This window comes from Nitrospira sp. Vd2 (assembly GCF_979581665.1).
On sequence record NZ_CEFZSK010000022.1, the window covers coordinates 147,605 to 173,643 of the forward strand.

General features: G+C 59.5%; 19 protein-coding genes, 1 tRNA gene and 3 pseudogenes. 15 read left to right on the forward strand and 8 right to left on the reverse strand.

Annotated features, from left to right (window positions below; all coding sequences use genetic code 11):
* Positions 1 to 11: 11 nt before the first annotated feature.
* Together clpB and AC1U7K_RS10255 are read right to left on the reverse strand one after the other, a co-directional pair.
* Positions 12 to 2,612, reverse strand: a complete 2,601-nt coding sequence (gene clpB, locus AC1U7K_RS10250; RefSeq protein ID WP_480251138.1) for an ATP-dependent chaperone ClpB — start codon at positions 2,610 to 2,612, stop codon at positions 12 to 14.
* A gap of 90 nt (positions 2,613 to 2,702) precedes the next feature.
* Positions 2,703 to 2,891: a hypothetical protein gene (locus tag AC1U7K_RS10255; protein ID WP_480251140.1), complete on the reverse strand. Its 189-nt coding sequence runs from the start codon at positions 2,889 to 2,891 to the stop codon at positions 2,703 to 2,705.
* 115 nt (positions 2,892 to 3,006) lie between these two features.
* On the opposite strand from AC1U7K_RS10255, the gene AC1U7K_RS10260 reads away from it, so the two are divergent.
* Both AC1U7K_RS10260 and AC1U7K_RS10265 read left to right on the forward strand, forming a co-directional pair.
* Positions 3,007 to 3,798, forward strand: a complete 792-nt coding sequence (locus AC1U7K_RS10260) for an SDR family NAD(P)-dependent oxidoreductase (RefSeq protein WP_480251142.1) — start codon at positions 3,007 to 3,009, stop codon at positions 3,796 to 3,798.
* 34 nt (positions 3,799 to 3,832) lie between these two features.
* Positions 3,833 to 4,645, forward strand: coding sequence for a hypothetical protein (locus AC1U7K_RS10265; protein ID WP_480251144.1), 813 nt, complete (start codon positions 3,833 to 3,835; stop codon positions 4,643 to 4,645).
* Positions 4,646 to 4,678: 33 nt separating this feature from the next.
* On the opposite strand, the gene AC1U7K_RS10270 is transcribed toward AC1U7K_RS10265, so the two are convergent.
* The 4 genes from AC1U7K_RS10270 to AC1U7K_RS10285 all read right to left on the reverse strand — a co-directional run bounded on the left by AC1U7K_RS10270 (position 4,679) and on the right by AC1U7K_RS10285 (position 6,345).
* Complete coding sequence (locus AC1U7K_RS10270; protein WP_480251146.1) at positions 4,679 to 4,885, reverse strand: hypothetical protein; 207 nt, start codon at positions 4,883 to 4,885, stop codon at positions 4,679 to 4,681.
* 57 nt (positions 4,886 to 4,942) lie between these two features.
* Positions 4,943 to 5,617 carry an FHA domain-containing protein gene (locus tag AC1U7K_RS10275; RefSeq protein ID WP_480251148.1) on the reverse strand — a complete coding sequence of 225 codons (675 nt, stop codon included), beginning with the start codon at positions 5,615 to 5,617 and terminating at the stop codon, positions 4,943 to 4,945.
* 154 nt (positions 5,618 to 5,771) lie between these two features.
* Complete coding sequence (locus tag AC1U7K_RS10280) at positions 5,772 to 6,191, reverse strand: RNA recognition motif domain-containing protein (RefSeq protein WP_480251150.1); 420 nt, start codon at positions 6,189 to 6,191, stop codon at positions 5,772 to 5,774.
* Between the two features lie 7 nt (positions 6,192 to 6,198).
* On the reverse strand, positions 6,199 to 6,345 hold the full coding sequence (locus AC1U7K_RS10285; RefSeq protein ID WP_480251151.1) for a hypothetical protein: 147 nt from the start codon (positions 6,343 to 6,345) through the stop codon (positions 6,199 to 6,201).
* A 218-nt stretch (positions 6,346 to 6,563) separates the two neighbouring features.
* Here AC1U7K_RS10285 and AC1U7K_RS10290 point away from each other — a divergent pair, with 218 nt between their 5' ends.
* The 13 genes and pseudogenes from AC1U7K_RS10290 (at position 6,564) to AC1U7K_RS10350 (ending at position 24,099) form a co-directional block, all read left to right on the forward strand.
* Complete coding sequence (locus AC1U7K_RS10290) at positions 6,564 to 7,055, forward strand: hypothetical protein (protein WP_480251152.1); 492 nt, start codon at positions 6,564 to 6,566, stop codon at positions 7,053 to 7,055.
* Between the two features lie 300 nt (positions 7,056 to 7,355).
* Positions 7,356 to 7,739, forward strand: a complete 384-nt coding sequence (locus AC1U7K_RS10295) for a hypothetical protein (RefSeq protein WP_480251154.1) — start codon at positions 7,356 to 7,358, stop codon at positions 7,737 to 7,739.
* A 65-nt stretch (positions 7,740 to 7,804) separates the two neighbouring features.
* Positions 7,805 to 9,791 (forward strand): annotated as a pseudogene (locus AC1U7K_RS10300) (ATP-binding cassette domain-containing protein).
* Between the two features lie 2 nt (positions 9,792 to 9,793).
* Positions 9,794 to 10,972, forward strand: coding sequence for an HlyD family type I secretion periplasmic adaptor subunit (locus tag AC1U7K_RS10305; protein WP_480251156.1), 1,179 nt, complete (start codon positions 9,794 to 9,796; stop codon positions 10,970 to 10,972).
* Positions 10,882 to 11,232 carry a beta-barrel domain-containing protein gene (locus AC1U7K_RS10310; protein WP_480251157.1) on the forward strand — a complete coding sequence of 117 codons (351 nt, stop codon included), beginning with the start codon at positions 10,882 to 10,884 and terminating at the stop codon, positions 11,230 to 11,232. The genes AC1U7K_RS10305 and AC1U7K_RS10310 overlap by 91 nt, the downstream gene beginning before the upstream one ends.
* Positions 11,233 to 11,502: 270 nt before the next feature.
* Positions 11,503 to 12,858: a TolC family protein gene (locus AC1U7K_RS10315; protein WP_480251158.1), complete on the forward strand. Its 1,356-nt coding sequence runs from the start codon at positions 11,503 to 11,505 to the stop codon at positions 12,856 to 12,858.
* Positions 12,859 to 12,909: 51 nt separating this feature from the next.
* Positions 12,910 to 13,074, forward strand: a complete 165-nt coding sequence (locus AC1U7K_RS10320) for a hypothetical protein (protein WP_480251159.1) — start codon at positions 12,910 to 12,912, stop codon at positions 13,072 to 13,074.
* A gap of 153 nt (positions 13,075 to 13,227) precedes the next feature.
* A complete protein-coding gene (locus AC1U7K_RS10325; RefSeq protein WP_480251160.1) occupies positions 13,228 to 14,019 on the forward strand; it encodes a hypothetical protein in 792 nt (263 codons plus the stop codon).
* 185 nt (positions 14,020 to 14,204) lie between these two features.
* A complete protein-coding gene (locus AC1U7K_RS10330) occupies positions 14,205 to 15,452 on the forward strand; it encodes a hypothetical protein (protein ID WP_480251162.1) in 1,248 nt (415 codons plus the stop codon).
* A 94-nt stretch (positions 15,453 to 15,546) separates the two neighbouring features.
* Positions 15,547 to 20,307: pseudogene (locus AC1U7K_RS10335) on the forward strand (calcium-binding protein); the annotation flags it as partial.
* 194 nt (positions 20,308 to 20,501) lie between these two features.
* Positions 20,502 to 20,726 (forward strand): annotated as a pseudogene (locus AC1U7K_RS10340) (hypothetical protein); the annotation flags it as partial.
* A 54-nt stretch (positions 20,727 to 20,780) separates the two neighbouring features.
* Positions 20,781 to 23,366, forward strand: coding sequence for a beta strand repeat-containing protein (locus tag AC1U7K_RS10345; protein ID WP_480251295.1), 2,586 nt, complete (start codon positions 20,781 to 20,783; stop codon positions 23,364 to 23,366).
* Positions 23,341 to 24,099, forward strand: coding sequence for a calcium-binding protein (locus tag AC1U7K_RS10350; RefSeq protein WP_480251163.1), 759 nt, complete (start codon positions 23,341 to 23,343; stop codon positions 24,097 to 24,099). The genes AC1U7K_RS10345 and AC1U7K_RS10350 overlap by 26 nt, the downstream gene beginning before the upstream one ends.
* Positions 24,100 to 24,534: 435 nt before the next feature.
* Here AC1U7K_RS10350 and AC1U7K_RS10355 read toward each other — a convergent pair.
* A tRNA-Ser gene (locus AC1U7K_RS10355) sits at positions 24,535 to 24,624 on the reverse strand.
* 824 nt (positions 24,625 to 25,448) lie between these two features.
* Positions 25,449 to 25,946 (reverse strand): tRNA adenosine(34) deaminase TadA, encoded by a 498-nt coding sequence (gene tadA / locus AC1U7K_RS10360; RefSeq protein ID WP_480251164.1) that lies wholly within the window; start codon positions 25,944 to 25,946, stop codon positions 25,449 to 25,451.
* Positions 25,947 to 26,039: the final 93 nt, after the last annotated feature.

The following is a 26,039-nucleotide window of genomic DNA, read 5'->3' on the forward strand; positions in this document are numbered from 1 at the left end:
CCGGCGGAAAGTCAAGGGGCGGTCTCCACCGTCGGGATGACCGTCAACTGACCGTCCTTCTCATCGACGGTCGCGGTTTCTCCGTCCCGCAACTCGCCCTTGACGAGGAGGCGCGCCATCGGCGTCTCCACGTCTTGCTGGATCAGCCGCTTGAGGGGCCGTGCGCCGTAGACCGGATCGTAGCCGCGTTGAGCCAGATTCCGTAAGGCGCTCGGGGTGAGGGTGAGCTTGATCCGCCGCTCGCCCAGCCGCTCGCGCAGCCGGCCCAGCTGAATGTCGACGATCTTGATGAGGTCGTCGGCCGTCAGCGGATGGAAGACGACCGTCTCGTCCACCCGATTGAGGAATTCCGGCCGGAAGTGCCGTCGCAGTTCGCCCATCACGGCGCTGCGAATCTCGTCATAGGACCGACCGCGTTGCTGCATCTCTAAGATCTCCTGACTGCCGATGTTCGACGTCATGATCAGGACCGTGTTCTTGAAATCGACGGTCCGGCCTTGCGAATCGGTCAGCCGGCCGTCGTCCAAGACCTGCAGCAACACGTTGAACACGTCGTGGTGCGCCTTCTCGATCTCATCAAACAGGATCACCGAGAAGGGGTGCCGGCGGACAGCTTCCGTCAACTGGCCGCCCTCCTCATAGCCGACATAGCCGGGTGGGGCGCCGATGAGTCGGGCCACCGTGTGCTTTTCCATGTACTCGGACATGTCGATGCGAATGAGGTTGTTCTCGTCGTCGAACAACGTCGCGGCCAGGGCCCGGGCCAGCTCCGTCTTGCCGACTCCGGTCGGGCCCAAAAATAGGAACGAGCCGATCGGCCGGTTGGGGTCCTTGATGCCGGACCGCGCGCGTAACACCGCGTCGGCGACCGCGCGCACCGCTTCGTCTTGGCCGACGACCCGTTTGTGGAGCAGCTCTTCGAGGCGGAGGAGTTTTTCGAGTTCGCCTTCCATCAACCGCGTCACGGGGATGCCGGTCCAGCGGCTGACGACCAGCGCGATGTCTTCGTCGTCGACTTCCTCCTTCAGCAAGCGGCTCTCACCCTGCTTCTTCGTGAGATGTTGCTCCTCGGAGGCGAGTTCACGTTCCAGTCGCGGCAGCTCACCATAGCGCAGCTCGGCGACGCGGTTCAGATCGTAATTGCGTTCCGCCCGCTCGATCTCATGCTTGACCGTTTCGATCTGCTGGCGGAGCTTGCGCAGACGACCGACCGATACCTTTTCAGCATCCCAATGGGCCTTCAACGCTTCCAGATCGCGGCGCTTCTCCGCAAGCTCTTTTTCCAGTGCCTCAAGCCGCGCCCGGCTGCCCGGATCGGTTTCCTTGCGCAGCGCCTCGCGTTCGATCTCGAGTTGCAAGACCTTGCGCGATACCTCGTCCAACGCCACCGGCATGCTGTCGATCTCGGTCCGTAGACGAGCGGCAGCTTCGTCGACGAGGTCGATCGCCTTGTCGGGTAAGAATCGGTCACCGATATAGCGATGCGAGAGTTTCGCGGCGGCCACGAGCGCCGAATCCTTGATCCGCACGCCGTGGTGCACTTCGTAGCGTTCCTTCAGTCCGCGGAGAATGGAAATCGTGTCCTCCACCGACGGCTGATCGACCAAGACCGGCTGGAACCGCCGCTCGAGCGCGGCATCTTTCTCGATGTGCTTGCGGTATTCGTCGAGCGTCGTCGCGCCGATCATATGGAGTTCGCCGCGGGCGAGCATCGGTTTGAGCAGGTTCGCCGCATCCATCGCGCCCTCCGCCGCACCGGCCCCCACGACCGTATGCAGCTCATCCACGAACAGGAGGATCTGTCCCTGGGACGCTTGGATCTCTTTCAAGACCGCTTTCAGGCGTTCTTCGAACTCGCCGCGATACTTAGCCCCGGCGACGAGCGCGCCCATGTCGAGCCCGATCAAGCGCTTTTGCTTCAACCCGTCCGGCACATCGCCTTTGACGATCCGTTGCGCGAGCCCTTCGACGATCGCGGTTTTCCCGACGCCCGGCTCGCCGATCAGCACGGGGTTGTTCTTGGTGCGGCGTGAGAGAATTTGAATGACGCGGCGGATCTCGTCGTCGCGCCCGATCACCGGATCCAACTTCCCCTGCGATGCGAGCTTCGTGAGGTCGCGCCCATACTTTTCGAGCGCTTGATACGTGCCTTCTGGGTCCTGACTGGTCACCCGTTGGTTGCCGCGGACCTGTTGCAGCGCGGCCAACAAGCGGTCGCGGGTGACGCCGAGCCGACGAAAGACGCCACCTTCCTCCACCATGGCGAGCAGGACGTGTTCCACGCTCATGTACTCATCGTGCAGCGTGTGCATTTCCTGCTCGGCACAGGTCAAGACCTGGGAGAGCCGCGACGTAATGTGAAGTTGACCGGGACCGCCGGCCGCCCCCTGTACTTGCGGAAGCTTTGCGATCGCCTGCTCGGCCGCTTGCTTCACCGCGGACGGCGAGACGCCGGTTGCCTCGAGCAGCGCGGGCGTCATGCCGTTCTGTTGCTCGATGAGCGCGAGCAGCAGATGTTCGACGTCAATACCTTGATGGTTGTGCCGCATCGCGAGGGCCGAGGCGGCCTGTAAGGCTTCCTGGAGTTTGACTGTCATCCGGTTCAAGTCCATAGAGGCTCCTTCGATGAGGGTCTAGCTCAAGGAATAAGCACTCGCCGTGCCAAGTCAACGCAAAGAGTAAGAACGAAGAGATAGGGTCGGCTAGGGCAGCTTGCGGAGGTGCCGCTCGATGGAGACGAGCAGCTTGATAATGACGAGGCCAATGATCACGAGCGCGATGCCGAGCCCGGCGAGGAGGCTCAAGGCGCCGAGAATTTCATGCGGCATCGCGGGAACGACGCCCGATTCACCGGCATGCCCTGCCCAGGCATTCGTCACACTGAGGATCACGGCAGCAGCGTAACTGGCGCGTGACGTGCGGTCAAGTACAGCCTCCACCTCTATCTTGACCAGAGGCCAAGGGGAGGCTATTGTCGCGCGCCAGCTAAACGGAACAGACGGAGCCATGGAACAGCAACGCCCCTTTGCCGTCGTGACGGGCGCCTCTCGTGGGATTGGAGCCGCCTATGCGGCGGCCCTCGCCGCCGATGGCTATGATGTGTTGCTCACGGCACGTGACGGTTTTCGGCTTGGAGCGCTGGCGGATACATTGAAACGGCAGCATGGCGGGCAGGTGCGCGTTGAGATACTGGACCTTGCGGAGCCTGATGCCGCGCACCGGCTGTTCGTTGCCACCCGGCAACGTGCACCGCACGTCGACGTACTGGTGAACAACGCCGGGTTCGGGCTGTTCGGCCCGTTTCTGGATCATTCGATCCCACGTATTCGCGAGATGGTGCGTGTCCATGTGGAATCCGTCGTGGAATCGATCCGGCTGTTCTTGCCCGGTATGGTCGAGCGCCGGTCGGGGGCGATTGTCACGGTCGCGTCCGTCGCCGGCTTCTTTCCGTTGCCATACATGGCCGAGTATGCGGCGACCAAGGCGTTTCTCATTTCGTTCACGCAGGCGGTGGCGGAGGAGGTGCGGCCGTTTGGTGTGCGGCTTCAAGTGTGTTGCCCGGGCAGCACGGAGACGGACTTCCATACCACGGCGGGCTTTCGACCGAGGAACCCGCTGGGACGGCATACGGCCGAGGCCGTCGTCGCCGCCTCGCTACGAGGACTAAGACGGCGCCGTGTGGTCGTGACAGTTGGGGCCGGTGGGGCGCTCCTCCGGGTTCTCAGCCATTGTGTGCCGGCCTCGTTGATCGCGAAAGCGGCCGCGCTGTGGTTGCGAGAGGCAGGACGGAGGACGTAATGTCGGACCAACAACCCGGGGAATCGTTCAGGTCATGACCGAAATGATTGTGTCGACCATTCGACTGTATGGCGAAGCGGTGCGTGCGACCGGCCGCTCTTTTCTCCGAGGTTGGATCAGTGCGATCGCGGTGACGGTCTTTGCCGCCCTCATGGTGATTGCGACGCAAATCGCCGGCCCGCTCGGCATCGCGGGAGGCTTTATCCTGGGTGCCGTCAACGCGCTCCTGATCGGTGCCACGCTCAGTTTGATCGAACAGACCGTCCTCGGGTCCAGGCGGCTCGGCTTTCAAGATATCTGGGACAGCTTCGGCCACTATTTCTGGGATGTGATCGGGGTCGGCTTCGTACTCTGGATTCCGATGCTGGTCCTCGAGAAGGGGATGGCGGCGAACCCGAACGCGCAACTCCTTGGATACGCCATCCTTTTGCTGCTCTTCATTCTGCTCAATCCGGCGCCGGAAGTGATCTACCAAGTCCGGCATGATTCTCCACTGGACGTCTTGCGGGAAAGCTATGAATTCGTCGTGAACAATTGGATCGAGTGGTTCTTGCCGCTCGCCCTGGTGCTGGCGCCTTTCGGGCTCTCGTTCTTCTTCGACCTGTCCCGCCGGCTGGGACGCGGCGCGGGTTTGGATTTCTTTCAGGTCCTGATCCTGCCGTTCACCTTGTTGAAGGCATGGCTTGCATATCTTGGCTTACCGACGGAAGCAAGCTGGCTCCTCATGGTGCTGACGCCTCCGCTGGCCGTGCTCATGCTCATGTTCCGCGGGCATTTATTCGCGGCACTGCATGGCTCATCACGACGGCAACGAATGTTTCGCGAGCGCTTTTCAGGTCGAGACTGAGGACAGCGGAAACCTGCGTGCGGGAAGGCCGCCTTAAATTTCAGCGGCCACGGATGAATAACGGCCTTCACAGGAGGCACACGTGCGTGCGGGGACGCCGGGCGTGGGAATCGCGGGTCCCAAGGCGAGGCTGGGATCGAGCACGACCATCTCGGTCGCTTGCAGCGTCCAGAGCCGGCGGCAACTGGGGCAGCAATGCCATTGGGTATAGCCCGGCCAGTTCGCATCACGTGTCGCCATGGGGTGCTTGACGATACTCTAGGTGCGATGCGACTGCAAGTGGCGCCGAAGGCCGACTCAGGCTTTGTCTTTCCAGTAAAAGCAGAGGCGGACTCCGGCAACGTCGATGAGATCGCCGTCGTTCAGCGGCGTGGGGCCGATCAGCGGGACGTTATTGCGGAGAATCTGTTTTGCATCTGGCCCAGGATAGAGCGAGTACCCTCCACGGTCGCGACGGAAGAGCGCGGCGCGTTTCGGGGCGAACCAGCCGGTTAACTTGACCGTCGCATCTTCGTCTGATCCGACAATGACCACCGAATCGCTCAGTTGATACTTGCCCTGATCCGTCTTCCCCGACATGACGAGGATGATCGCCGATTTCTGAGGTGCTGGCGGCACCTCCGTCCGGGCGCGGCTCATCACGACGGTCTTTTCCATTTCGTCGGTCGCCGTCGCTCCGCCCCCCTCATCAAAGACAAACCGGTGACCAGCGATCACGATGATGTCTTTATCGCGCAAGGCCTGCTCATCGATCTTGACGTCGTTGACGAACGTGCCGTTGGTGCTGCCAAGGTCTTCAAGAAAAAATTCCGACTGAATCTTGGCAATGCGTGCGTGGTGGGCCGAGACGGCCAGATCGTCGATCACCAGATCATTGTCCGGCGCCCGTCCGATGGTCAACTCCGAGCGTTCGAGCGCGACCTCGCCACGAATGGCATCGTTGTACTTCATCAACAGCTTCGGCGTCGGCATCGCCCCTCCCTCGCGTTATCAGCACGTCGGCTTCGGCATTCCAGAAGTATAGCCGAAGGGGTATACACGCCGGAGATGTTTGGGTTGCTTTCGGTCTAGCCTTGGTATCGGAACTTGTTGATTCTTCGAACAGGCTCTTCCGGCTCCGATCCAACTATATAAATGGTGTGCCGATGCCAGTCGTGAGAGGGGTATCTGCCACGTTGACCGGGTGGGTGGGCGACCAGGCGGGCGGCCGTGGCCGTGATGCCACCCAGCCAAAGGGCGGTGAAAGGGCCGAGTCGAGTCGAAGCGCGTGGTCGCCGTGCCGGATGCCGTTTAGGGCCGACCGCGCCGCATCGGCAGCGCCGGGGTCTTCCATGACGACGAAGGCGAACGGGAGGAAGCCCGAGTGCGGCCGTCTCGCAATGACGACGGTGAGCACGGTTCCGTACGGCGTGAAGAGTGACTGGAGCTGCTCGTGAGTCGTATCGTCAGGGAGGCCGTCGATGAAGAGAAAGCTATTCATGGGGAATACAACGTGAATGACGGAGATGATCGGCTTCGTGAGCGGATCGGCAGGGCTGTCATGCAATCGGCACTTATTTTCCCACCAGCCGGTCCTGGCTTGCTTTCCACGTGGCATAGATGGCCGCGCCGAGCGTCGCCAAGAAGAGCGGCACCAAGAGAAAGATGACGACGTCACGCCACGCGTAGAGCTTGAGCAGCGTCCATTCGATCCAATCCATCCTGCACCTCGCCTCAGCCTCGTTTGTTTACCTACGGTGTTTTAGGCTATGCCGTCTTTCGTAGTCTGTAGGCGCTACGAGAACCATTGTGTGGGAATTCGTGGCCGTGAAAGTCCAGCCCGACGCTCCTACAGCACAGAGAGAACTTGCCGGACATCAGCGCCAACGCAAAAAGTGTAAGATCAATACCCTAGAAAATAGGGTGAGGAGGAAAAGCCATGAGATTGGTCGCGCACCCAGGGACGTTCTCTCGAACACGATGTCGATATGGATACTGGTTGGCAACGCTCGGTCTTATCGCGTTGACGTTCGCCGCGCTGGGCGGCTGCGTCGATCCCACACCGTTCCGCCTGAAGCTCGATGATGGGCCTCTGCCGACCACGGTGAGGGCGTTGGTCACTGGGAATCGCAACATCATCGGTAAGGACAAGATGGTGACATACGGCACGTGGCAAGTCACTTTCCACAAGGATCTGCCAACCGCCGACTCCGTCTGCTACCCATCGCTCGACTGCGAAGTCGTCATCGATGCGCTCATGTGCGCGCGTGGCGAAGAAGGCGCCTCACTCTGCTCGTTGCATTTCGATCGCGTGGTGGAAACGTGTGCGCTCGTTCTGAAGAGCACCGACGAGCGTCTGGACATTGCCTGCCCCGTCGACATTGTCCTCGATAAACCCAAAGCCCCGACTGAAGAGATTGTGCTGCGGTAACCTGGCCTGAATAGCGTCACCGGCGCCGTCGCTGACCGCGTCAAGAGAGACAACGAGACCCCGAAGGAATCATTGGATGTGCCAACCAGTTCCTGTGCCCCGCTCTAAGTCCTGCTTCTGCTCTTGACATCCCACAGCGCCCTCCGTTAGGGTGCGCTCCTTTTATCATACGTATTGCTAATTACCAGTATTCTGGTTTCGTTGCACCCATGACTTAAGTCCTATTGCATTCATAGTACTCCTCATCAAGAATGACGCCCTTGTCCGATTCCAACGACGCCAAAAGAAAAGGAGGTAGCAATGGCAGAGCAAATGAATACGGCCCCGACTGCAGATGGTGGTGCAACGTCTCCCCCACAGCAAGCGGCCCCGCACTCGACCGTGGGGTTGACACTCACCGCCGGGGATCATGGCTCTGAGCCGATCGTCTCGAACTGCACCGCAGTCCACGTCTCCCCGGGGTTCGCCTTCCTCGACTTCGGATTCATCGAACCGGCCTTACTCGACGCCTTGGCGCGGACTGCGCGTGCCGGGAAACGAGTGCCGTCGACCGTTGAAGGCAAGCTCGCGGCAAGAATTGCGGTGGGGTACGACGCGTTACGAAATCTGCATGTTCAGATCGAATCCGTCCTGAGGCCCACAGGACGGAAGGCGAACGCAAGCAATCGCAATCAAAAAGCGTAATCCGGAATCGCCTTGTCCCCTTGGCTCTCGGCTGTTCTAGACCGCACACGGTCTCACACGGTGCCATGATCTCCTCGGAAAACCCCTCAGCGCGACAGGCAGGCAACGAAGCATCGGGCCGTTCTGAAAGCGATACCGGGTTAGTCTGCCTCCTTCTGCTCGCACGATTTTTCGGGTTGCCGGCAGACGGGCAACAACTGGTTCATCAATTCGGTCAGCACGGCAGCGTGTTCGGAGACGCCGAAATTCTGCGCGCGGCGCGGTCTCTCGGTCTTAAGGCAGGTCTCCGAACGGTAAGGATGCATCGCCTTGCCGACATGCCATGCCCGGCGATCGCCAAGCGTGTGGATGGAACCTATTGCGTCGTCGCCAAGGTCGAGGGAGAGAAGGTCTTGGTGCATGACCCGCGCGAAGGGAGACCGGTCTCCATCCCCCAGCGTGAATTCGTCCGGACTGCGGCTAAAGATTTCATCTTCGTCACCAAGCGCGCCCACGTTCGTCCGGAAGATCTGAGCTTCGACTTCACCTGGTTCATCCCGGCCGTCGTGAAGTATCGGCGGATGCTCGGTGAAGTGGCTGTGCGCCTCGTTCTTCCTCCAGGTCTTCGGGTTGCTCACGCCGCTGTTTACCCAGATCGTCATAGACAAGGTGCTCGTCCACAAGGGGTTCACGACCCTGCACGTGCTGGCCATCGGGATGGTGGCGCTGGCGCTGTTCGATGTCGTCCTTGGCGGCTTGCGCAGCTATCTCTTCGCGCACACGAGCAACCGGATTGATATCAGCCTGGGTGCGCAGTTGTTCCGCCATCTGCTCGCGTTACCTCTTGCCTATTTCGAGGCGCGTCGAGTGGGAGATACGGTCGCCCGTGTCCGGGAGCTGGAGAATATCCGGCAGTTTCTCACGAGCAACGCCGTCACGGTCGTCCTCGACGTCCTGTTCACGGTCGTCTTTCTCCTCGTGATGTGGTTCTACAGCACGACGCTCATGCTGGCGGCGTACGTGCGGGCGAGCTTTCGGGCTACGAGCTTGATCACCGTTGCGGGACAAATCGGTTCCTTCATCCAAAAGGTCACGACCATCGCCGTCTTGTGGATGGGGACGTATCTCGTCATCGGCGGCGAGTTGTCGATCGGGCAGTTGATTGCCTTTAACATGTTGAGCGCGCAGGTCACGGGACCGCTGCTGCGTCTTGTGAACCTGTGGCAAGAATTCCAGCAAGTCGGCATTTCAGTGCAACGGCTCGGCGACGTGCTGAACACCCGCCCCGAACCTACGTATAACCCGACTCGCACGACGTTGCCGCATCTCGCGGGACGAGTCGTCTTCGATCAGGTCACGTTTCGATATCGGCCCGATGCCCGACCGGCCTTGCGGGCTGTCTCATTCAACGTGAGTCCCGGCGAGATGATCGGCATCGTCGGTCGATCGGGTTCCGGCAAAAGTACCATCGCCAAACTCATTCAACGCCTGTACGTGCCTGAGCGAGGCCGCGTGCTCGTCGACGGTGTGGATCTCGCGCAAGTCGATCCGACGTGGCTCCGCCGCCAGGTCGGCGTGGTGCTGCAGGAGAACTTCCTCTTTAATCGCTCCGTGCGTGACAACATTGCGCTGGCGGACCCCGGCGTGCCGATGGAGCAGATCATCGGGGCCGCGAAGCTTGCCGCCGCCCACGACTTCATTCTCGACTTGCCGGAAGGGTACGACACGATCGTCGGCGAGCACGGCTGCTCGCTGTCCGGCGGACAACGACAGCGGATCGCGATCGCGCGTGCGCTCATTGCCAGCCCTCGCATCCTCATCTTCGATGAGGCCACCAGTGCATTGGACTATGAGTCCGAAGCGGTCATCCAGCAGAACATGGCGCAGATCTGTCAGGGTCGGACGGTCTTCATCATCTCCCATCGTTTGAGCACGGTCCGGCCCGCTCAACGAATTTACCTTCTTGATAAGGGGGAACTCGTCGAGGAAGGGTCGCACGAGGAGTTAATGAAGTTAAACGGCCTGTATGCCAGGCTCCATGCCCATCAAGACGGGCGGCTCGCGGTGGTGTAACGATGTGGCGCACGATTTCGCGACATCTTGCGATCTGGCGGGCGGCGTATGAGATGGACGGGCGGACGGCCCGTCGCTCGGTACCATCCAGGCGCGAGACCGAATTCCTGCCGGCGGTCCTGGAGATCCAACAGGCGCCGCCATCCCCGATCGGTCGTGCGATTCTCTGGACCATCATGGCCGCAGTCGCCACAGCCGTTCTGTGGGCGTGCCTCGGCTGGATCGATATCGTCGCGGTGGCTCAAGGGAAGATCATCCCCAGCGGCTATTCGAAGGTGATTCAACCGTATGAAACGGGCGTCATCGCCGCGATTCATGTGGTCGATGGACAGGTCGTCAAGCGCGGCGAGGTCCTGATCGAACTGGACCCCACGATCAATCAGGCCGATCACCTGCGCTCCACGAACGAATATCGAGCGGCGAACCTCGACGCGCTGCGGTTGCGCGCCTTGCTCGCGGGGGAGTTGACGTTCGAGGCGCCGGCCGAGGTCGATCCACAGTACGCGTTGCTCCAGCAAAAGTTGCTCCTCGATGAGATGGGGGAACATGAGGCCAAACGGGCGGCCGCGCGGCATCTGATCGAGCAACGGCGGGCGGCGCTCGCCGCCACCGAAGAGAATATTCGCCGCTTGGAAGACACGCTCCCGATGGAGCACGAGCGGGTCGACACGTACCGGCGCCTGCTTGAGCATGACGCGGCCTCCAAGCTCGACTATCTCCAGGCCGAAGAGCAGCGCATCGATCGGATGCAGGAGCTGGCCGGCCGGCGGCAACAACGGCAACAGGACGAGGCGGCCTTGGCTGAAGCCGAGAAGAACTATCGCGCCTTGGTCTCGGAATTCCAGCGAACGAAGCAAGCGGAACTCACGGCGGCGGAAACCAAAGCCGCCTCCCTCGCGCAGGATGTCGTCAAGGCCGGCCAACGGACGGGACTCCAGCGACTCGTCTCGCCGATCGACGGCGTCGTCCAGCAACTCGCCGTGCATACGGTGGGCGGGGTCGTCACGCCGGCCCAAACGTTGTTGATCGTCGTGCCTCAGGACCATCCCGTCGAAGTCGAGGCGCAGATCGACAATAAGGAAATAAGGATGTGGGGTTCGTCAAGGAAGGCCAGCCGGCGGAGATCAAAATCGAGACCTTTCCCTTCACCTTGTACGGCACGATCCCCGGGAGAGTCTTGACCGTGTCCGATGACGCCATCCTTCTTGACCGTGCTCCAAAGACGGCAGAGAAGCCGGCCCCGGACAAGGCGGCCGAGCAGTTGGTCTACGCGGCGCGGGTCGCGCTGGAGCGTTCCAGCATCCTCGTCAACGGTAAGTCGGTCCCGCTCTCTCCCGGGATGGTGGTCACCGTGGAAATTAAAACGGGCCAACGGCGGATTATCGAGTACCTGCTCAGTCCCGTCCTCAAAGCCTTGCGAGAAAGCATGCGGGAGCGCTGAGCGGGCGCCAGGAGGCTGTTGAAAAGCGGTTTCTAAATTCAAATCCACCGATGGTTCACATGAAACGTGGTCTCCAGGATAGCGCGCAGGATGTTCAAAAGGGCCGTCCAGCAAGGCCGCAGCAAGCGAGGAGGCGAGGCGTACTTCGGTTGTACGTTGAGTCTCCGAGCGACGCGAGAACGAAGCTGGCGGCCTTTTTCAACATCCTGAGAGGAGGCGGGCGTCAGCGGCGGAGATGATCGACGGACCGTACAGCATGCAGTGAGTGCGATGAAGGTGATGACTCATCGATGGTCAATTGGCATCGGGGCTCTCCTCGTCCTCTTGCTGACCGGAACCACGGCTGACGCACAGCCGCCCACCGACGCGCCGGCGTCGCGACCCGTTTCGCCCATCGCCCCGTTCGTGCTGACGCTGCGTGAGGCGTTGGATGCGGCCGCGGGGAAGAATCCGGCCGTCCAGTTGTACAAAGAACGAATCGACGCGGCCCGCGCGCAAGTATTCACGCAGTTGGGCGCGATGCTCCCCAACCTCTCGGGCACCGCGCAGCAGTACAGACAGACGAATTATTTGGGCACCTTTGGACTGGCGCCGGTGAGGACGGCTCCCTTCACGATCGCCGAGGCCCGTGTGACCGGCTCACAGAGCCTGTTCAGTCTAAGCCTGATCCAAAAGTGGCGGGCCTCGCGAGAGTCACTGCACGTGGCTGAGTACGAGGCGGAGGTCACCCTGTATGACACGATGGGCACGGTCGCCCTCCTGTACATGGATGCGCTGAAAGCCGAAGCGCTGCTCCAGGCGCGAGAGACCAACCAGGCGACCATGATGGAACTCTTGGAGGTGCTCAAGCAGCGCCAGCGCAACGGCGCGTCCGCGGGCCTGGAAGTCGTCCGGCTGGAATCGCAGCTCGCGCATGAACGCCAACAGATGGCGGCCGCGCGGTACGACCGCGCGCATGCGGTGTTCAATCTCCTCACACAATTGGCGTTACCGATTGAGACGCCGGTGTCGCTCCACGATACCTTTCGGACCGAGATCGAGGAGCCCGTGACGACGGAGTGGGCGGTGGAGGAAGCGTTGCGCGAGCGGCCCGAGGTGCAGGCGCAGATCAAGCGTGTACGGGCCATGGAGCTCACCTACGCCTCCGTCACCGGTGAGCGGGTGCCCTCCCTTGTCGCTCAAGGCAACTACGGGCAGATCGGGAATCGGTATGCCAATACGGTCGACACGTACAATATGACGCTGATGATGCAAATCCCGATCTTCGATGGCGGGCAGCGAGAAGGGCGCGTGTGGGAAGCACGCAGTCAGATGCGCCAGGAGATCTGGCGCCTGCAGGCGGTCCTGAACCAAGTCAAGTTCGAGGTGCACGACGCGGTGGCGGCGTTGACGGTGGCCCAGGACCAACTTGCTGTAGCCACCGCCGGGCTCCAGTCGGCGTTGCGCGAGCTGAGCCTGGCGCGAGAGCGGTTTGCCTCGATCTCTGGAGCCAACCAATTTGAAGTGACCAACGCCCTCAACAATGTGATCCGGGCACGCGAGGATCGGATCACGGCGCTGTACCAATTGAATGCGGCGCGCGTGAATTTCGCACGGGCGACGGGAACCCTAGGGTCGTTGCACTGAGGCGGCGGCGTCGGGTGGTAAACAACGAGCCATGTCATCGCATGGAGCTGTTTGAATCATGTACTTGGAGAAGAAGATGGCTGGGGTGACCTACTGACGATCAACGAGAATTTCGAGAGCGGGGAGTTGGGGATTGCGTTACGCGAAGCATCGCAGTATCCGACGGGAGATCAGCCGTTCGTGAACTATGACGCCGGCCTCGCCGTGGCCCCTTGAGGTGTCCCCTCCGAATCAACCCCTCGACCTTGGTCTAGGGCCGAAAAATCCGTTGACATCATAATGCAAGCAGCTTACAGTGCGCCACCTTCCTCATACGTAGTAGTCCGAAATACAAGTATTCAAGCAGTCATGATCACGCGAGGAGGTGTCATGCGTGAATGCCAAGAGTGGGCCAGATTGGTTCAGAGACGAAGGTCAGTTCTACTTGTTCTGAACGCTTTTCTGGCCGTGTTGTTCTTAATCCCCGGTGAGGCCTGGGCTGAGACCCCCGGAGAGCACTTTCGAAAGGCGATCGCCAAGATTGAAAAGGACTGTGCGAGTCGCAAGTTGGATCGCGGTGAAGTGTGCGGGGAAGTGGCGAAGCTGAAGCCCGCTGATCCATTGGCGACCGAAGAGGGCCGGTTTGCTCATTCGATCAAGATTCCCAATCCGGTTCCGGAAGATAGCGGCTACAGACCCGGCATGACGCCAGAGGAATACTTCGCGCATCTCTGCAAGACGGAGGCGGGAGAGTTCATCTACAAGACGGTGGAGAATGTGGAAGGCATCTACATGATGCGGCCACGGAAGCGGGCGACGGACACCGATCTCGAACATTTGTATGCGCTCGAAGATCCTTATGGACACACGACGGATGAATCCTATCTCGTACAAGATACATATGTTCAGCCGGCTACTGGGAAGTATCAGTTCTTAGAGATGCCGTTGCCTGAAGTGTCTCCTGGGACGGGAAAGTATCGACGGTACTACAGAGACGAACACGCTCATCCGGGAAGCCAATATCAAACGTCAATAAACGGACAAGGGGTTTTCGTTCCTTACATAGTGGCGGAAACAGAGACATCTGATCGCAAGAGCCGGTATGGCTATACATGGCGAGGAATCAGCCGCCCGCATGATAGAGAACTGGGGATAGCGGGTGGCGAGCTTATTTATTCTTAATCTCAATACGAATGAAGTTCTCGCTGTTCGGCGTGGCTACATGCGAACGGGCTTTGTTCGTAACAATCTTACGGGAGTGTGGTGGTTGACCGGTCCAAGTTGCCCAAATCGAGGAACCCACCTCACTTCCAAGTTCATACAGAAAGTTCTAAAACCCCTTGCATCTGATGTGAAGGAGAAGAAAGGTGCCAACTAATATCAAAACCTGGTTCGATTTTAGTGTTCAGCAGATGGCAGCGGAGTCCTATCTTGATCAGTTTGTGGTTCAAGGCGTTCAGCTTCAACAGGTCCTTATCGATGGTAACAACGATCGCCGTGTGATCCCGCTTGATCGGTTCACCGGCAAGACTCGGTTTCCAGACTTGTTAGCCCAGCAATTCGTTCAGCGCTACCAGATCATCGATCACCATGCCAACGATGCCACGGGGTTCTCCGCGACGCTGCTGTACGATACGCAAACGGGCGAGTACACCTTCTCGATGCGGAGTACAGAATATCGCGATGAGGTCGTGGGCGGAGACTGGCAGCGCGACGGAATACCGGGTGCGGATGGGGAGATTAGAGATCATGGGTTTGCCCTGGCCCAATTGGTCAGCATGGAGCGCTATTGGCGTGAGTTGACCGGGCCCGGCGGAAAACTGGCCCCCGGGACGAAGGTCAATGTGACAGGTTATTCGCTGAGCGGCCATCTCGCGACGGTGTTTACCGAAATGCATGCGGACCGGGTCCTGCAGACCTATACGTTTAATGGCGCCGGACGCGGCTTTGTCTCCGAGCAGGGACAAGACGGGCAACCGGTTGAGCAAACCCTTCGCCGGATGGTGGATGATCTTGAGGGGCGGCTGCTTGCGTTTGATCCGGACGGGACACGGTTCCGGAGTGGGGCGGCGGGGGACATCTATGCGGAGACGCAATATGCGGACGCCCGCGCGGCGACGCTCGCACAATTTCACACGATTGGCACCGGGGATTTGCAATTCTTTCCGATTCCCGGTGGCTTGGTCGGCGGCATTCCGACGCGCAGTGAGGCGCTGAATAAGATCACCCAACTGATCGGCCATGCCGTCACGGGCCGCGACGTCGAGTTTGTCGCCAACTCCGGCATCCACGCGCCGTCCACCAGTATCTTCATTGAGGGGCAGCCGATCCTCGAAGGGTTCGATCAGCAACGGGAGTTTCAGTACGGCAACACGCACAGCCTGACACTCTTGGTCGATTCCCTGGCTCTGCAAGACCTGTTTCTCAAAGTCGATCCGACGCTCACGCAACCGCAGATCGAAGGAATCTTTAAGGCCGTCTCCAACCAAACAGCGGATGCCATTGCCCAACCTGGGATGACGCCGCTGGCGGAAGGTGACACGCTGGAGAAAAGCCTGGATGCGCTCCGTAAGGTCTTTCTCGGTGGCGTCCCCGACACGCCGTTCGGTCGATAACATCGGGGATGTGGTGCGAGAGTATGCAAACAGCGGCATCGATAGTGTGCAGAGCTCAGTCAGCTTCGCGCTGGATGCCGAGATTGAAAACCTCATGTTGACCGGCACGGCGAAAATCGATGGCACGGGCAATAATCTCGATAACACGATCATCGGCAACAATGCCGACAATACGCTGGACGGCAAAGGCGGAAACGATCTCCTGGAAGGCGGGCTCGGGTTCGACACGTACATGTATCGTACCGGCGATGGGCAGGATCGAATTGAAGATGTCGACAGCCAAGGGCGGATTCTCTTCGATGGCCGGGTACTCGAAGGCGGCATACACCTACGTGGGGACGCGGCGAACATCTACCACAGCCTGGACGGTCGGGATACGTATGTCCTGAGCGGCGGGGACCTCCTCGTCAACGGGGTGCTGACGATCAACGAGAATTTCGAGAGCGGGGAGTTGGGGATTGCGTTACGCGACGCCTCGCAGTATCCGACCGGAGATCAGCCGTTCGTCAATTACGACAACGGCATTGGCTTTGTCACTTGGGACGGTGACAACGATGATAACACCCCGACATTTCATACGCCGCTCAATCATATCGTTCATGGATATGGAGGCAACGATCTGCTCGATCTTTCCACCAGCAGCCCTCTCTACAATCATCAGATTTACGGCGGAACGGGCAATGATTGGCTTGCCGCAGGTGCCGGAAAAGATCGACTGTACGGTGAAGATGGAGTCGATATTCTTCAAGGTGGTGGCGGCGATGATGCCCTATACGGAGGGGACGGGCAAGATCTTCTGGTCGGCGATCTCAGGGGACAGGTCGATGGCAATGACTATTTGGACGGCGGGATCGGAGATGATTTCATTCAGGGCAACGGCGGGGATGACCTTCTGGTCGGTGGTGACGGCAACGATTTGCTGTTGGCTGATGATGATCTGACGGTGGCAGAGCGACCATCCGGGAATGATTATTTGGCGGGCAATGCGGGCAATGATCTGCTGTGGGGTGGTCTCGGGGACGACTATCTTACCGGCGGAACTGGGGCGGATCGCTTGTACGGAGACAATGTTCCATCTCAGCCGGGTGTCGAGTTTCAATATCCCTCTGGGGCTGTTCTCATCCATCCCGACCGCCCTTTTTCCTTCTTCTCGAGTGCCGGTGGTGCCGATTTCCTGGACGGAGGCGAGGGCGATGATTTTCTGCAGGGAGATGGAGGCAATGATATTCTCGTCGGTGGGGCCGGTGATGACTCCCTCTATGGCGACGATCAGAGCGTGGGCAACGTCATTGAAGGGAACGATGCGCTCGACGGGGGCGAGGGCAACGATGAACTCTTTGGCGGAGGAGGGGCGGATTCCCTTGCGGGTGGCGATGGGGACGACCTCCTCGTCGGTGACTTTGCCAATGGGGCGGGGACCGATGACATTCTCGACGGCGGAGCCGGAGACGACGACCTTGAAGGTGGGGCAGGCAATGATGTGCTGACTGGTGGTGCCGGCGATGACCTTCTGTTGGGTCAGGAAGGTGATGATTTCTTAGACGGCGGCGATGGGCGGGACGAACTTCAGGGTGGCACGGGCAAAGATACGCTCTTGGGTGGGTCCGACGATGACCTCCTCTTGGGGGATGACGAAGCCGATGCGCTCTTCGGTGAAGACGGGCAGGATGAGTTGCAAGGCGGGGCGGGGGACGACTTCTTGGCAGGCGAGGCTGGCAATGACCGGCTGTTCGGAGGGGACGGCGGTGACTCGCTCATGGGGAACGACGGAGACGACGTGCTTCGGGGAGATCAGGGCGATGATGTGCTCGACGGCGGCGTCGGCAACGATGTGTATGTCTTCAACCGCGGTGATGGACGGGATATCGTGCGCGATACCGCGCGGCCGGGACAAGGCAATACCATCTTTTTCGGCTCGGGCATTGCGCCAACGGACCTGACGCTGACGCAAGAGCCGGGTGTGCTCACCATAGCGATTCGGGGCTCGTCGGATTCGATTCAACTCGACGGCTTCGACCTCAACGGCGTAAGCGGGACGCTGGTCGTCGAGACGCTCCTCTTCGCGACGGGCGCTCAAGTCAGACTGGCTGACCTCTTGCCATTGCCGAGCGGGTTGGTCCAAGGCTCCGATAGCGGCGAGGCGGTCATCACAGGCCCTCAGGATGATGTGGTCCTGGCAGGGAACGGAGACGACATCGTATTCACCGGAGGAGGCCAGGATACCCTGCTCGGTGAAGATGGGGCGGATCAGCTGTTCGGCGAAGCAGGCAACGATACGCTGATCGGCGGTCCAGGCGACGATAGACTGATCGGCGATGCCGGCGATGACACGTACGTGTACAGCGTCGGTGATGGGAATGATCGTATCGAGGATGAGGCGAGGCCCGGCGAAGGCAATCGTTTGGTGCTCGGGCCGGGCATGACCCCGCAGGTTCTGGACGGGCTTCTGCTCGGATTGGATCTGGGGGGCGATCGACTCCAACTGCAAGGATTTGATCCGTCGGCGCTGAGCGGTTCCGGTCCTCATGCAATCGATCAGTTTGAGTTTGCCGACGGCACCGTTCTGAGTTACTCCGCGCTGATTAGCCGGGGCTTCGATCTCATTGGGACAACCGGCGATGATGACGTGATGGGGACGAATGTGCAGGATCGCATCACCGGCGGGCACGGAGCCGATCGGCTGTTTGGCGGTGCAGGCGATGATGTCTATCTGTTTAACCTCGGTGACGGGCTGGATACGATCTTCGATGCCCCAATCGAAGGGGAAAACAATAGTGTGACGTTGGGTCCCGGCATCACGCAGGACATGGTCGGTCTTCGGCTGGTGAACGGCTCCCTCATGTTACGGATCGGAAGCGCCGGCGACGGAATGATCCTGAGCAGCGTCTCAACCGAGGACATTACCGGGCTGCATGATGTGAAGACGGTGCTGTTTAACGACGGCACTTCGCTGACCTATGAAGAGTTGGTCGCACGGGGCATCGATATCGTGGGGACGGATGGGGACGACTTCCTCGACGGGACCAATCGCGTCGATCGCTTTTATGGAGGCGCGGGCAACGATGTGCTGAGCGGACGAGGGGACAACGACACGTATTTCTTTAATCTCGGTGACGGGCTTGACGTGATCGACGATGTCGCGACGTCAAATGAGGGAAACCAAGTCGCCTTCGGCCCAGGGATCACTGCCCAATCGCTGCGGCTGACGCTGGAACCCAGTTCGCTCGGCTTTACGAAAGCTCTTGTGGTGGAAGTCAGTGATCAGGGCGACGGTCTCTACTTCGAGACCTTTGATGAAAACGACGTCTATGGACCCCATGCTGTTGACGCATTTGTCTTTGCCGATACGAGCAGTCTCAGCTATCGGCAGTTGGTCGAGAAAGGGTTCGACATCTCGGGCACCGATGGCGATGATGTTCTGACCGGCACCAATGGCGTCGATCGCTTTTCCCCTGGCCCTGGCAACGATCTGATGAAGGGGGGATCGGGCGACGATAGCTACGTGTTCCAACGAAACACAGGCCACGATCGCATCGTAGATTTTCAAGGTACTGGCGACCAGATTGACATGGGCGAGGACATCTTAGCGGTCGATGTTGCAGCGGAGCGAGCCGGTCGGGATCTGGTCTTGTCTCTCACAGGAACCGACGATCGCCTGACCGTGTCGAACTTCTTTCTGGCACCGACATTTCAGATTGAACAAGTCCGCTTCGCCGACGGCACCACGTGGGATGCAGCGCTTCTTCGTGCGATGACACAAAGCCTTATTACCGGAACTCCCGGCAATGATCGGCTGCAAGGCACCGCAGTGGATGATGAGATGCGCGGCCTTGCCGGCGACGATACGCTCTATGGATTTGCCGGCGACGATGTGCTGGATGGCGGGCCCGATGCCGATGTGCTTGTCGGCGGGACTGGGGACGACACGTATATCGTGGACGATGCCGGAGACACTGCCGTCGAGTACGCCGATGAAGGGATCGATAGCGTGAACAGCAGCGTCAGTTATGTGCTGGGGGCCAACGTCGAAAACCTCATGTTACGGGGCAATGCCGCGATCAACGGGACCGGCAATGATCTCGACAATCAATTAACCGGGAACGCCGGTATCAATATCTTAAGCGGGGGCATGGGCAACGACACGTATGTCATTGGTAGCGGCGACTTGGTCGTCGAAGGCGCGAACGCCGGTGTCGATACTGTCATTGCAGACTTTAGCTATGGATTAGGACCCCACGTCGAGAATTTGTTCCTCGCCGGCAGTCGGGGCATCACGGGAACCGGGAATGAGCTGGATAACGTCCTTTCCGGCAATGGAGGAACGGACTCGCTTCAGGGGGGAAGCGGTAACGATACGTACATCATTCATGGATTGGAAACGGTCATCGAACGGCCTGGGGAAGGCAACGATTCGGTGATCAGTTTCCATAGCTATCATCTCGACCCGAACGTGGAAAAGCTTTTCTTGGCCGACGTCCCCGATCCCTTGGCCGGAGGCCGCTCACTCGCCACGGCCGGCATCGGCAATGCGGCCGATAATGTCATCACGGGGAATCGAGCGGACAACACTTTGGATGGCGGACCTGGAAAGGATCTATTAATCGGCGGCCGCGGGTCCGACACATATCTCATTGACAACCCGGATGACGTGATCATCGAGCGGGACGGAGAGGGAATTGATCTCGCGATCAGCACCGTCACGTACACCCTGTCGCACAATGTCGAGCATCTACAGCTCGACGGCGACGCGGCGATAGACGGGTACGGGAATAATTTAGATAACGATATTATGGGAAATAATGCCGCGAACGTGTTGGATGGCGGGGCGGGCAACGACCGATTGCAGGGCGGCGACGGGGCCGATACGTATCTCTTCGGCCGGGATAGTGGGCTCGATGAAATCATCGACTTTTCCGCCGGCAACGTCATCCAAATGGGTCCGGGAGTACTGCCTGACGAGATAACGGTCCTATCTCATTCACCCGGCACTCGTCCTTGCCTGATGATCTTGTCCTATCGATCAACGGGACTGAAGATAAACTGCGTGTGGTGTCCTATTTTGATGTGGCGACGCCGCCGCTCATCCGCTTTGCCGATGGAACAACGTGGAACAAGGCCGGTGTGCTTACTGCATGGCAGACACAAGGGTTTAACAGCGATACGACGGATTGGGAACAGGCGTTCAACAGACCGCCCGCTGATCCGACCAACTTTATCAATGGAACGACGGGGAGCGATGTGTTGGTGGGGGCGGCAGGTCCCGATACGTTCCTTGGCGGTACCGGCAGCAACGTCTTTAGAGGAGGCCAAGGGGGCGACTCCTATTACGTGGGCGAGCATGACACCGTCGTCGAGGAGCAAGATGGCGGATTTGATACCGTCACAGCCGGTGGCGCACCGTACGTTCTGCCGGACAATGTGGAAGCGTTGGCATTTGCGGGGAGCGATCCCGCCATCGGTAATCGTGAAGACAATGTTATTTCAGCCTTGCCCTTCGGCAGGGATGACAATGATTTCGAGGGGGCACAAGGCAACGATATTCTCGTCGGCGGCTTTATCGAAGTAGCCGAGGGCGGTTTCTTTCTTTTTGATGTCACAGGAAGCGACCTTCTCATGGGCGGGCCCGGCGATGACATGCTTATACCGATCGGCGGCATTACGATCACCGGCGGTGGGCTTAATCCTCTTCAACAGCGAGCCCCCAGGGTCGCGAATGATGTTTTGCTTGGCGGGCCTGGTGACGATACTTACATTATTGTAAATCCGAACGAGCTGATTTTGGAGGAGCCGGAGGGTGGCACGGATACGGTGAAGTCGTCGAGTACTTACACCCTGTCGGGCAATCTTGAAAATTTGACGTTGTTTGATCTAGGCGGTTCAAACGAGGCGCTCAACGGAACTGGAAATGAGACGGACAACATTCTCATGGGGAGCCTGGTTGCGAATGTCTTGTCTGGTCTGGCAGGGAACGACACGCTAGTAGGCGCCGAACCGCCATTTGGACTTACGGAGGGCTTTGGGGATCCCGAGATGTGGGATGACGGCGTCGTGGACACTCTCATCGGCGGTTTGGGGGATGACACGTATCTCCAACTCAGCTCCATTCTCGACACCGTTGTTGAGCAACCGAATGAGGGCATCGATACGGTGCTGAGCAAGGTGAGTTACACGGTTGGCGACAATGTTGAAAACCTCACGCTGGTGGGAAATCTAGCGATCAACGGCACCGGAAATAATCTTGACAATACGTTGAGAGGTAACGGTGCTGCCAATGTCTTGGCCGGTGGTGCAGGGAATGATCTGTTGGAAGGCGGGGCTGGTGCGGATAGGTTGATTGGTGGCGCTGGTAACGATACGTACGTCTTCAATCTCGGAGACGGCACAGATACGATCGAGGATACCGCCGGACCAGGAGAAGGTAATTGGATTCAATTTGGGGCCGGTATTAGCAGGACTGAGCTCGCCATTGAACAAATCGGAAACGCACTAACCATTCATGTCGGTAATGCCGGCGCCGCGCTGACATTGCTGAATTTCGACCCGAGCAATGTAGCAGGCTCTCTTGTTGTGGAACGCTTGGCCTTTGCTGATCGCAGCAGCGTCGATCTTACAAGTCTGCTTCGCCCTGCCGCTACCGACGGCGACGATGTGATTACCACGGGAGCGGGCGACGACGTCATCGATGCCCTGGGCGGCAACGACGTGGTCGATAGCGGCGCGGCAAACGATACGCTCATCGGCGGGCGGGGCAATGATGTGCTGGCCGGCGGTACGGGCGACGACACGTACATCTTTAACATCGGCGATGGCGTGGACACGATTAATGATGCGGCGACGGATGCGGCGACGCCGGGGGAGGGTAATACCGTCAGCTTTGGGCCTGGCATTGCCCCATACGATTTGAGCTTGGGCCTGGGCTCGTTGCTCATTCACATTGGCAGCGCCGGGGATGCGATCGACGTGCCGAACTTCGATCCGGCCAACCCGTATGGTCCGCATGCCATCGACACCTTCCGCTTTGCCGACGGTACGGTGCTGACCTATAGCCAACTCATCGATCGTGGGTTCGATCTCACCGGCACAGCGGGCGATGACACGATCAGCGGCACGAATGCCGTGGATCGGATTACGGGTCTCGATGGAAATGATGCACTGCAGGCGTATGGCGGCAACGATGTGTTGGATGGGGGGACTGGGGCCGATACGATGAGCGGCGGAGCCGGGGATGACACGTACATCGTCGATGATCCTGGTGATGTCGTCATCGAAGCGCTCAACGAAGGCACCGATACCGTGCTCAGCTCGATCAGCTACATGCTCGGCGCCAACGTTGAGAATCTCACGTTGACCGGCTCGCTGCCATTCAATGGGACGGGTAATGCCGCTCCTAACGTTATCAACGGGAACAGCGGCGCCAATGTCCTCGACGGCGGCGGCGGAGGGGATACGCTGATCGGGCATGGCGGCGATGACCTCTATCTTATCGATGATGCGAGTGATGCCGTGCTGGAAGACGTCAACGAAGGCAAGGATACGGTGCTCAGCACGGTGAGCTTTACGTTGGGCGCCAACGTGGAGAATCTGACGCTCACCGGCTCCACGGCGGCTAACGGCTCCGGCAACGCGCTCGACAACATGCTCCTCGGCAATACGGCCGCCAACGTCTTGGACGGCGGTGACGGCGCCGATGTCCTGAGCGGAGATGCCGGGAGCGACACGCTGATCGGCGGGACGGGGAACGACACGTTGACCGGCGGCCTGGATGCCGATCTGCTGAGCGGCGGCGAGGGAGACGCTCCACTTCTCGATCGATGCCGTGTGGGGTACAGGGTTTGTTGCCAAAAACCTTGGGAGTCCTGGTCACGCCGGAACCAATCAAACGGTCAGCTTGAACAATCACGCGCGGTCGTATGATGTGTTCGATGGTAGAGCGGGAAATGATCTGCTGATCGGCACACCGGGCGATGATGCCATCGAACTGGATGACGTTTTTAGTGCCTTCCCCAACGCACCCGGACCTCGGCTGACGGCGATTGAATCCATTCAGGTTGGCGACGGCAACGATATCGTCGACTTGACGAGCACTTTGTATAGCTACGGTAATGTGACTCTTGATGGCGGCAATGGGGATGACGTGTTGTGGGCCAACGCAGGCAACGACGTGTTGCTCGGCGGCGGCGGCAACGACAATCTCTACGGCGGCACCGGCGCCGACCAATTGATCGGGAACGACGGGAACGACACGCTCGATGGTGGCGAGGGTGCGGACCAACTCGTGGGCGGGCTGGGCAACGACACGTACGTTATCGACGATTCGGCTGACATGGTCACCGAGAATGCGAACGAAGGCACCGATACGGTCAAGAGCAGTATCAGCTACATGCTCGGGTTAAACGTTGAGAAAGAACGTAATGTAGGGAAGGTGACCATCAAGAAGCGGGTTGAGCAGGAGCCGCAGGGCGGTCGCGCCGCAAACGGCGAGCGCCGCCAGCCCGTACCTTACGACTCGCGACTGCGGGGTCCAATGGAGAGCCTGCGGAACAGCGTACGCAGACGAGGACATGACCGCCTCCGTAGAGATACTCAAATGAGGAGCTCCAGACTATCAGACTTCGAGGAGCGCTGTACAGCGAAAGTTATCGATTAGACTGCGCCCATCAGGCTCAACGCCAGGGGGAGGAGTGAAGGAGAGGCAATCGCCGAGACGACGGTGACACATCAGAGGAAAAACGCGTGCGTCGTAACAAGAAAGCGGTCAGTCCAGTATTCAGCAGGCGCCAGGTTCGGGAAGTATCATACGGGCTGACACGTACGTCACGTATCCCCGGCTGCTTCAACACGTCTTTCGCGGGCAGTTCACCTGAGTGCTCGGCGAGCGGGACAAAGAACGATCCACTGGTCGCGGCTGAAAAGGTTTGAGGGTGCGCCAGAGTTTCGTCGACTGCGCCATTGCTGCCCGCGGGCATCCAATCGGAGCAGGAGAGATGCCGAAGGGAAGGCGGTGGGGAAGGCAAAACGGTGTAAACGGGAGGCGCTAGAGTTCTCGAGCCTTAAGACCTTTAGAAACGGGAAGGGAAGGAAATGGCGGAGAGGGGGAGATTCGAACTCCCGGTCCGGTTACCCGGACAGCGGTTTTCGAGACCGCCCGATTCGGCCGCTCTCGCACCTCTCCGTTCGGCCGAAAGAGGGCGCATATTCGCATGGTTGGACGCGCTTTCGCAACCCATTTCTAGCTTCCAAGACGATCGCTATCGGCTGCTGACCATATTTCCGAGGATAACGAGCCCGCAACGGGCAAACGGCGATCGAATCTTAAAAACGGGATCGCGGCAAAGGGCCTCACGGCATCCGGCGAGATAATTTCTCTCGCCATCCGCCAACTCTGTACGCTACTGTGTGTTCCGCATTCGCAACGCTTCTCGGTGACCGACAGAAGCACTCACGTCGAGGGAGAAGGTATGACACCACCCGATGAAAAGGCATCCCCCATAAATGCAGACACCAGCCGACGCGAAGAGAAGCGGGAAGACGCAGAATCAAGCCGAGCGATTGGTGAGGAAATACGGCGGACACAGGAAGAGATCCGCGAGAGCAGAGAGTCCGGCCGGATTACAGCAGAGATCGGGCGAGAAGATGCAGAACACAAACGGGAGAGGGAGGAAATCGATCGCGCTCGCTCAGAAGCCGATCGTAAATTGGCGGAGGCACACAGAGAAGCCGCCGAAGCGCTCCGGATTGCGGCTGAACAGCAGAGGCATACCGCCGAAATGTTACGGCAAGAGGCCGAGAACCTTCGCCAGTGCCAGGAAGAGATCAGACAGGGCATTGCGGAGCTCGTAAGGCTTAGTCGCGAGCGGCCACGTTAGTGGCGAAGTCCTTCAACGCGCTCGCTGGGGCCGGTACTCCGTGCGGCTCATGACGAGGATCACAACCGACGGATTCAGTAAGGTCTCTTCAGCCGCCGTTGTGAAGATTTCAGGTTTGTCGTTCGGCTACTTATCCTTCCTTCAGTTCGGCCGTCTTGGCCTCGGCCTGTCTGAGGCGCCGGAAAAAGGTCTGCATCAACTCCTGGCTCTCCTGCTCGAGAACGCCGCCCACCACGTCGACGCGATGATTCAGCCGTCGTTCGCTGGGAATGTTGAACAGTGACCCGCAGGCGCCGGCCTTCGGGTCTCGCGCGCCGAAGACCAGACGGGTAATTCGCGCCTGAATGATCGCGCCAATGCACATTGAGCACGGTTCGACGGTCACGTACAACGTGGTGCCGGTCAGGCGCCAGGTGCCCAGGCGACTCGCGGCCTCCCGGATGGCCACCACCTCGGCGTGCGCCGTCGGGTCCTGCCATACTTCACGAAAGTTGTGTACGTGGGACAAGAGCTGTCCGTTCATCACGATGACCGCTGCGATCGGTACTTCGCCCAAGGCCGGGGCAAGGCGGGCCTTGTCCAAGGCCATCTGCATGAATTCAAGGTCTCGGTCGGTGATGAAGGACATAGAAATCCGGCGGTTGATTCCGCTTGCCTTGTAGCTCCTGTTGCTGCAGTCGCGAGTCTCGAATGATTGTGGCCGCGATCTCCGAGCAAACGG

Coding starts and splice junctions, on each gene's coding strand:
- clpB (WP_480251138.1), bottom strand. CDS start 2,612: ATGGACTTGAACCGGATGACAGTCAAACTCCAGGAAGCCTTACAGGCC.
- AC1U7K_RS10260 (WP_480251142.1), top strand. CDS start 3,007: ATGGAACAGCAACGCCCCTTTGCCGTCGTGACGGGCGCCTCTCGTGGG.
- AC1U7K_RS10265 (WP_480251144.1), top strand. CDS start 3,833: ATGACCGAAATGATTGTGTCGACCATTCGACTGTATGGCGAAGCGGTG.
- AC1U7K_RS10270 (WP_480251146.1), bottom strand. CDS start 4,885: ATGGCGACACGTGATGCGAACTGGCCGGGCTATACCCAATGGCATTGC.
- AC1U7K_RS10275 (WP_480251148.1), bottom strand. CDS start 5,617: ATGCCGACGCCGAAGCTGTTGATGAAGTACAACGATGCCATTCGTGGC.
- AC1U7K_RS10285 (WP_480251151.1), bottom strand. CDS start 6,345: ATGGATTGGATCGAATGGACGCTGCTCAAGCTCTACGCGTGGCGTGAC.
- AC1U7K_RS10290 (WP_480251152.1), top strand. CDS start 6,564: ATGAGATTGGTCGCGCACCCAGGGACGTTCTCTCGAACACGATGTCGA.
- AC1U7K_RS10295 (WP_480251154.1), top strand. CDS start 7,356: ATGGCAGAGCAAATGAATACGGCCCCGACTGCAGATGGTGGTGCAACG.
- AC1U7K_RS10305 (WP_480251156.1), top strand. CDS start 9,794: ATGTGGCGCACGATTTCGCGACATCTTGCGATCTGGCGGGCGGCGTAT.
- AC1U7K_RS10315 (WP_480251158.1), top strand. CDS start 11,503: ATGAAGGTGATGACTCATCGATGGTCAATTGGCATCGGGGCTCTCCTC.
- AC1U7K_RS10325 (WP_480251160.1), top strand. CDS start 13,228: ATGCGTGAATGCCAAGAGTGGGCCAGATTGGTTCAGAGACGAAGGTCA.
- tadA (WP_480251164.1), bottom strand. CDS start 25,946: ATGTCCTTCATCACCGACCGAGACCTTGAATTCATGCAGATGGCCTTG.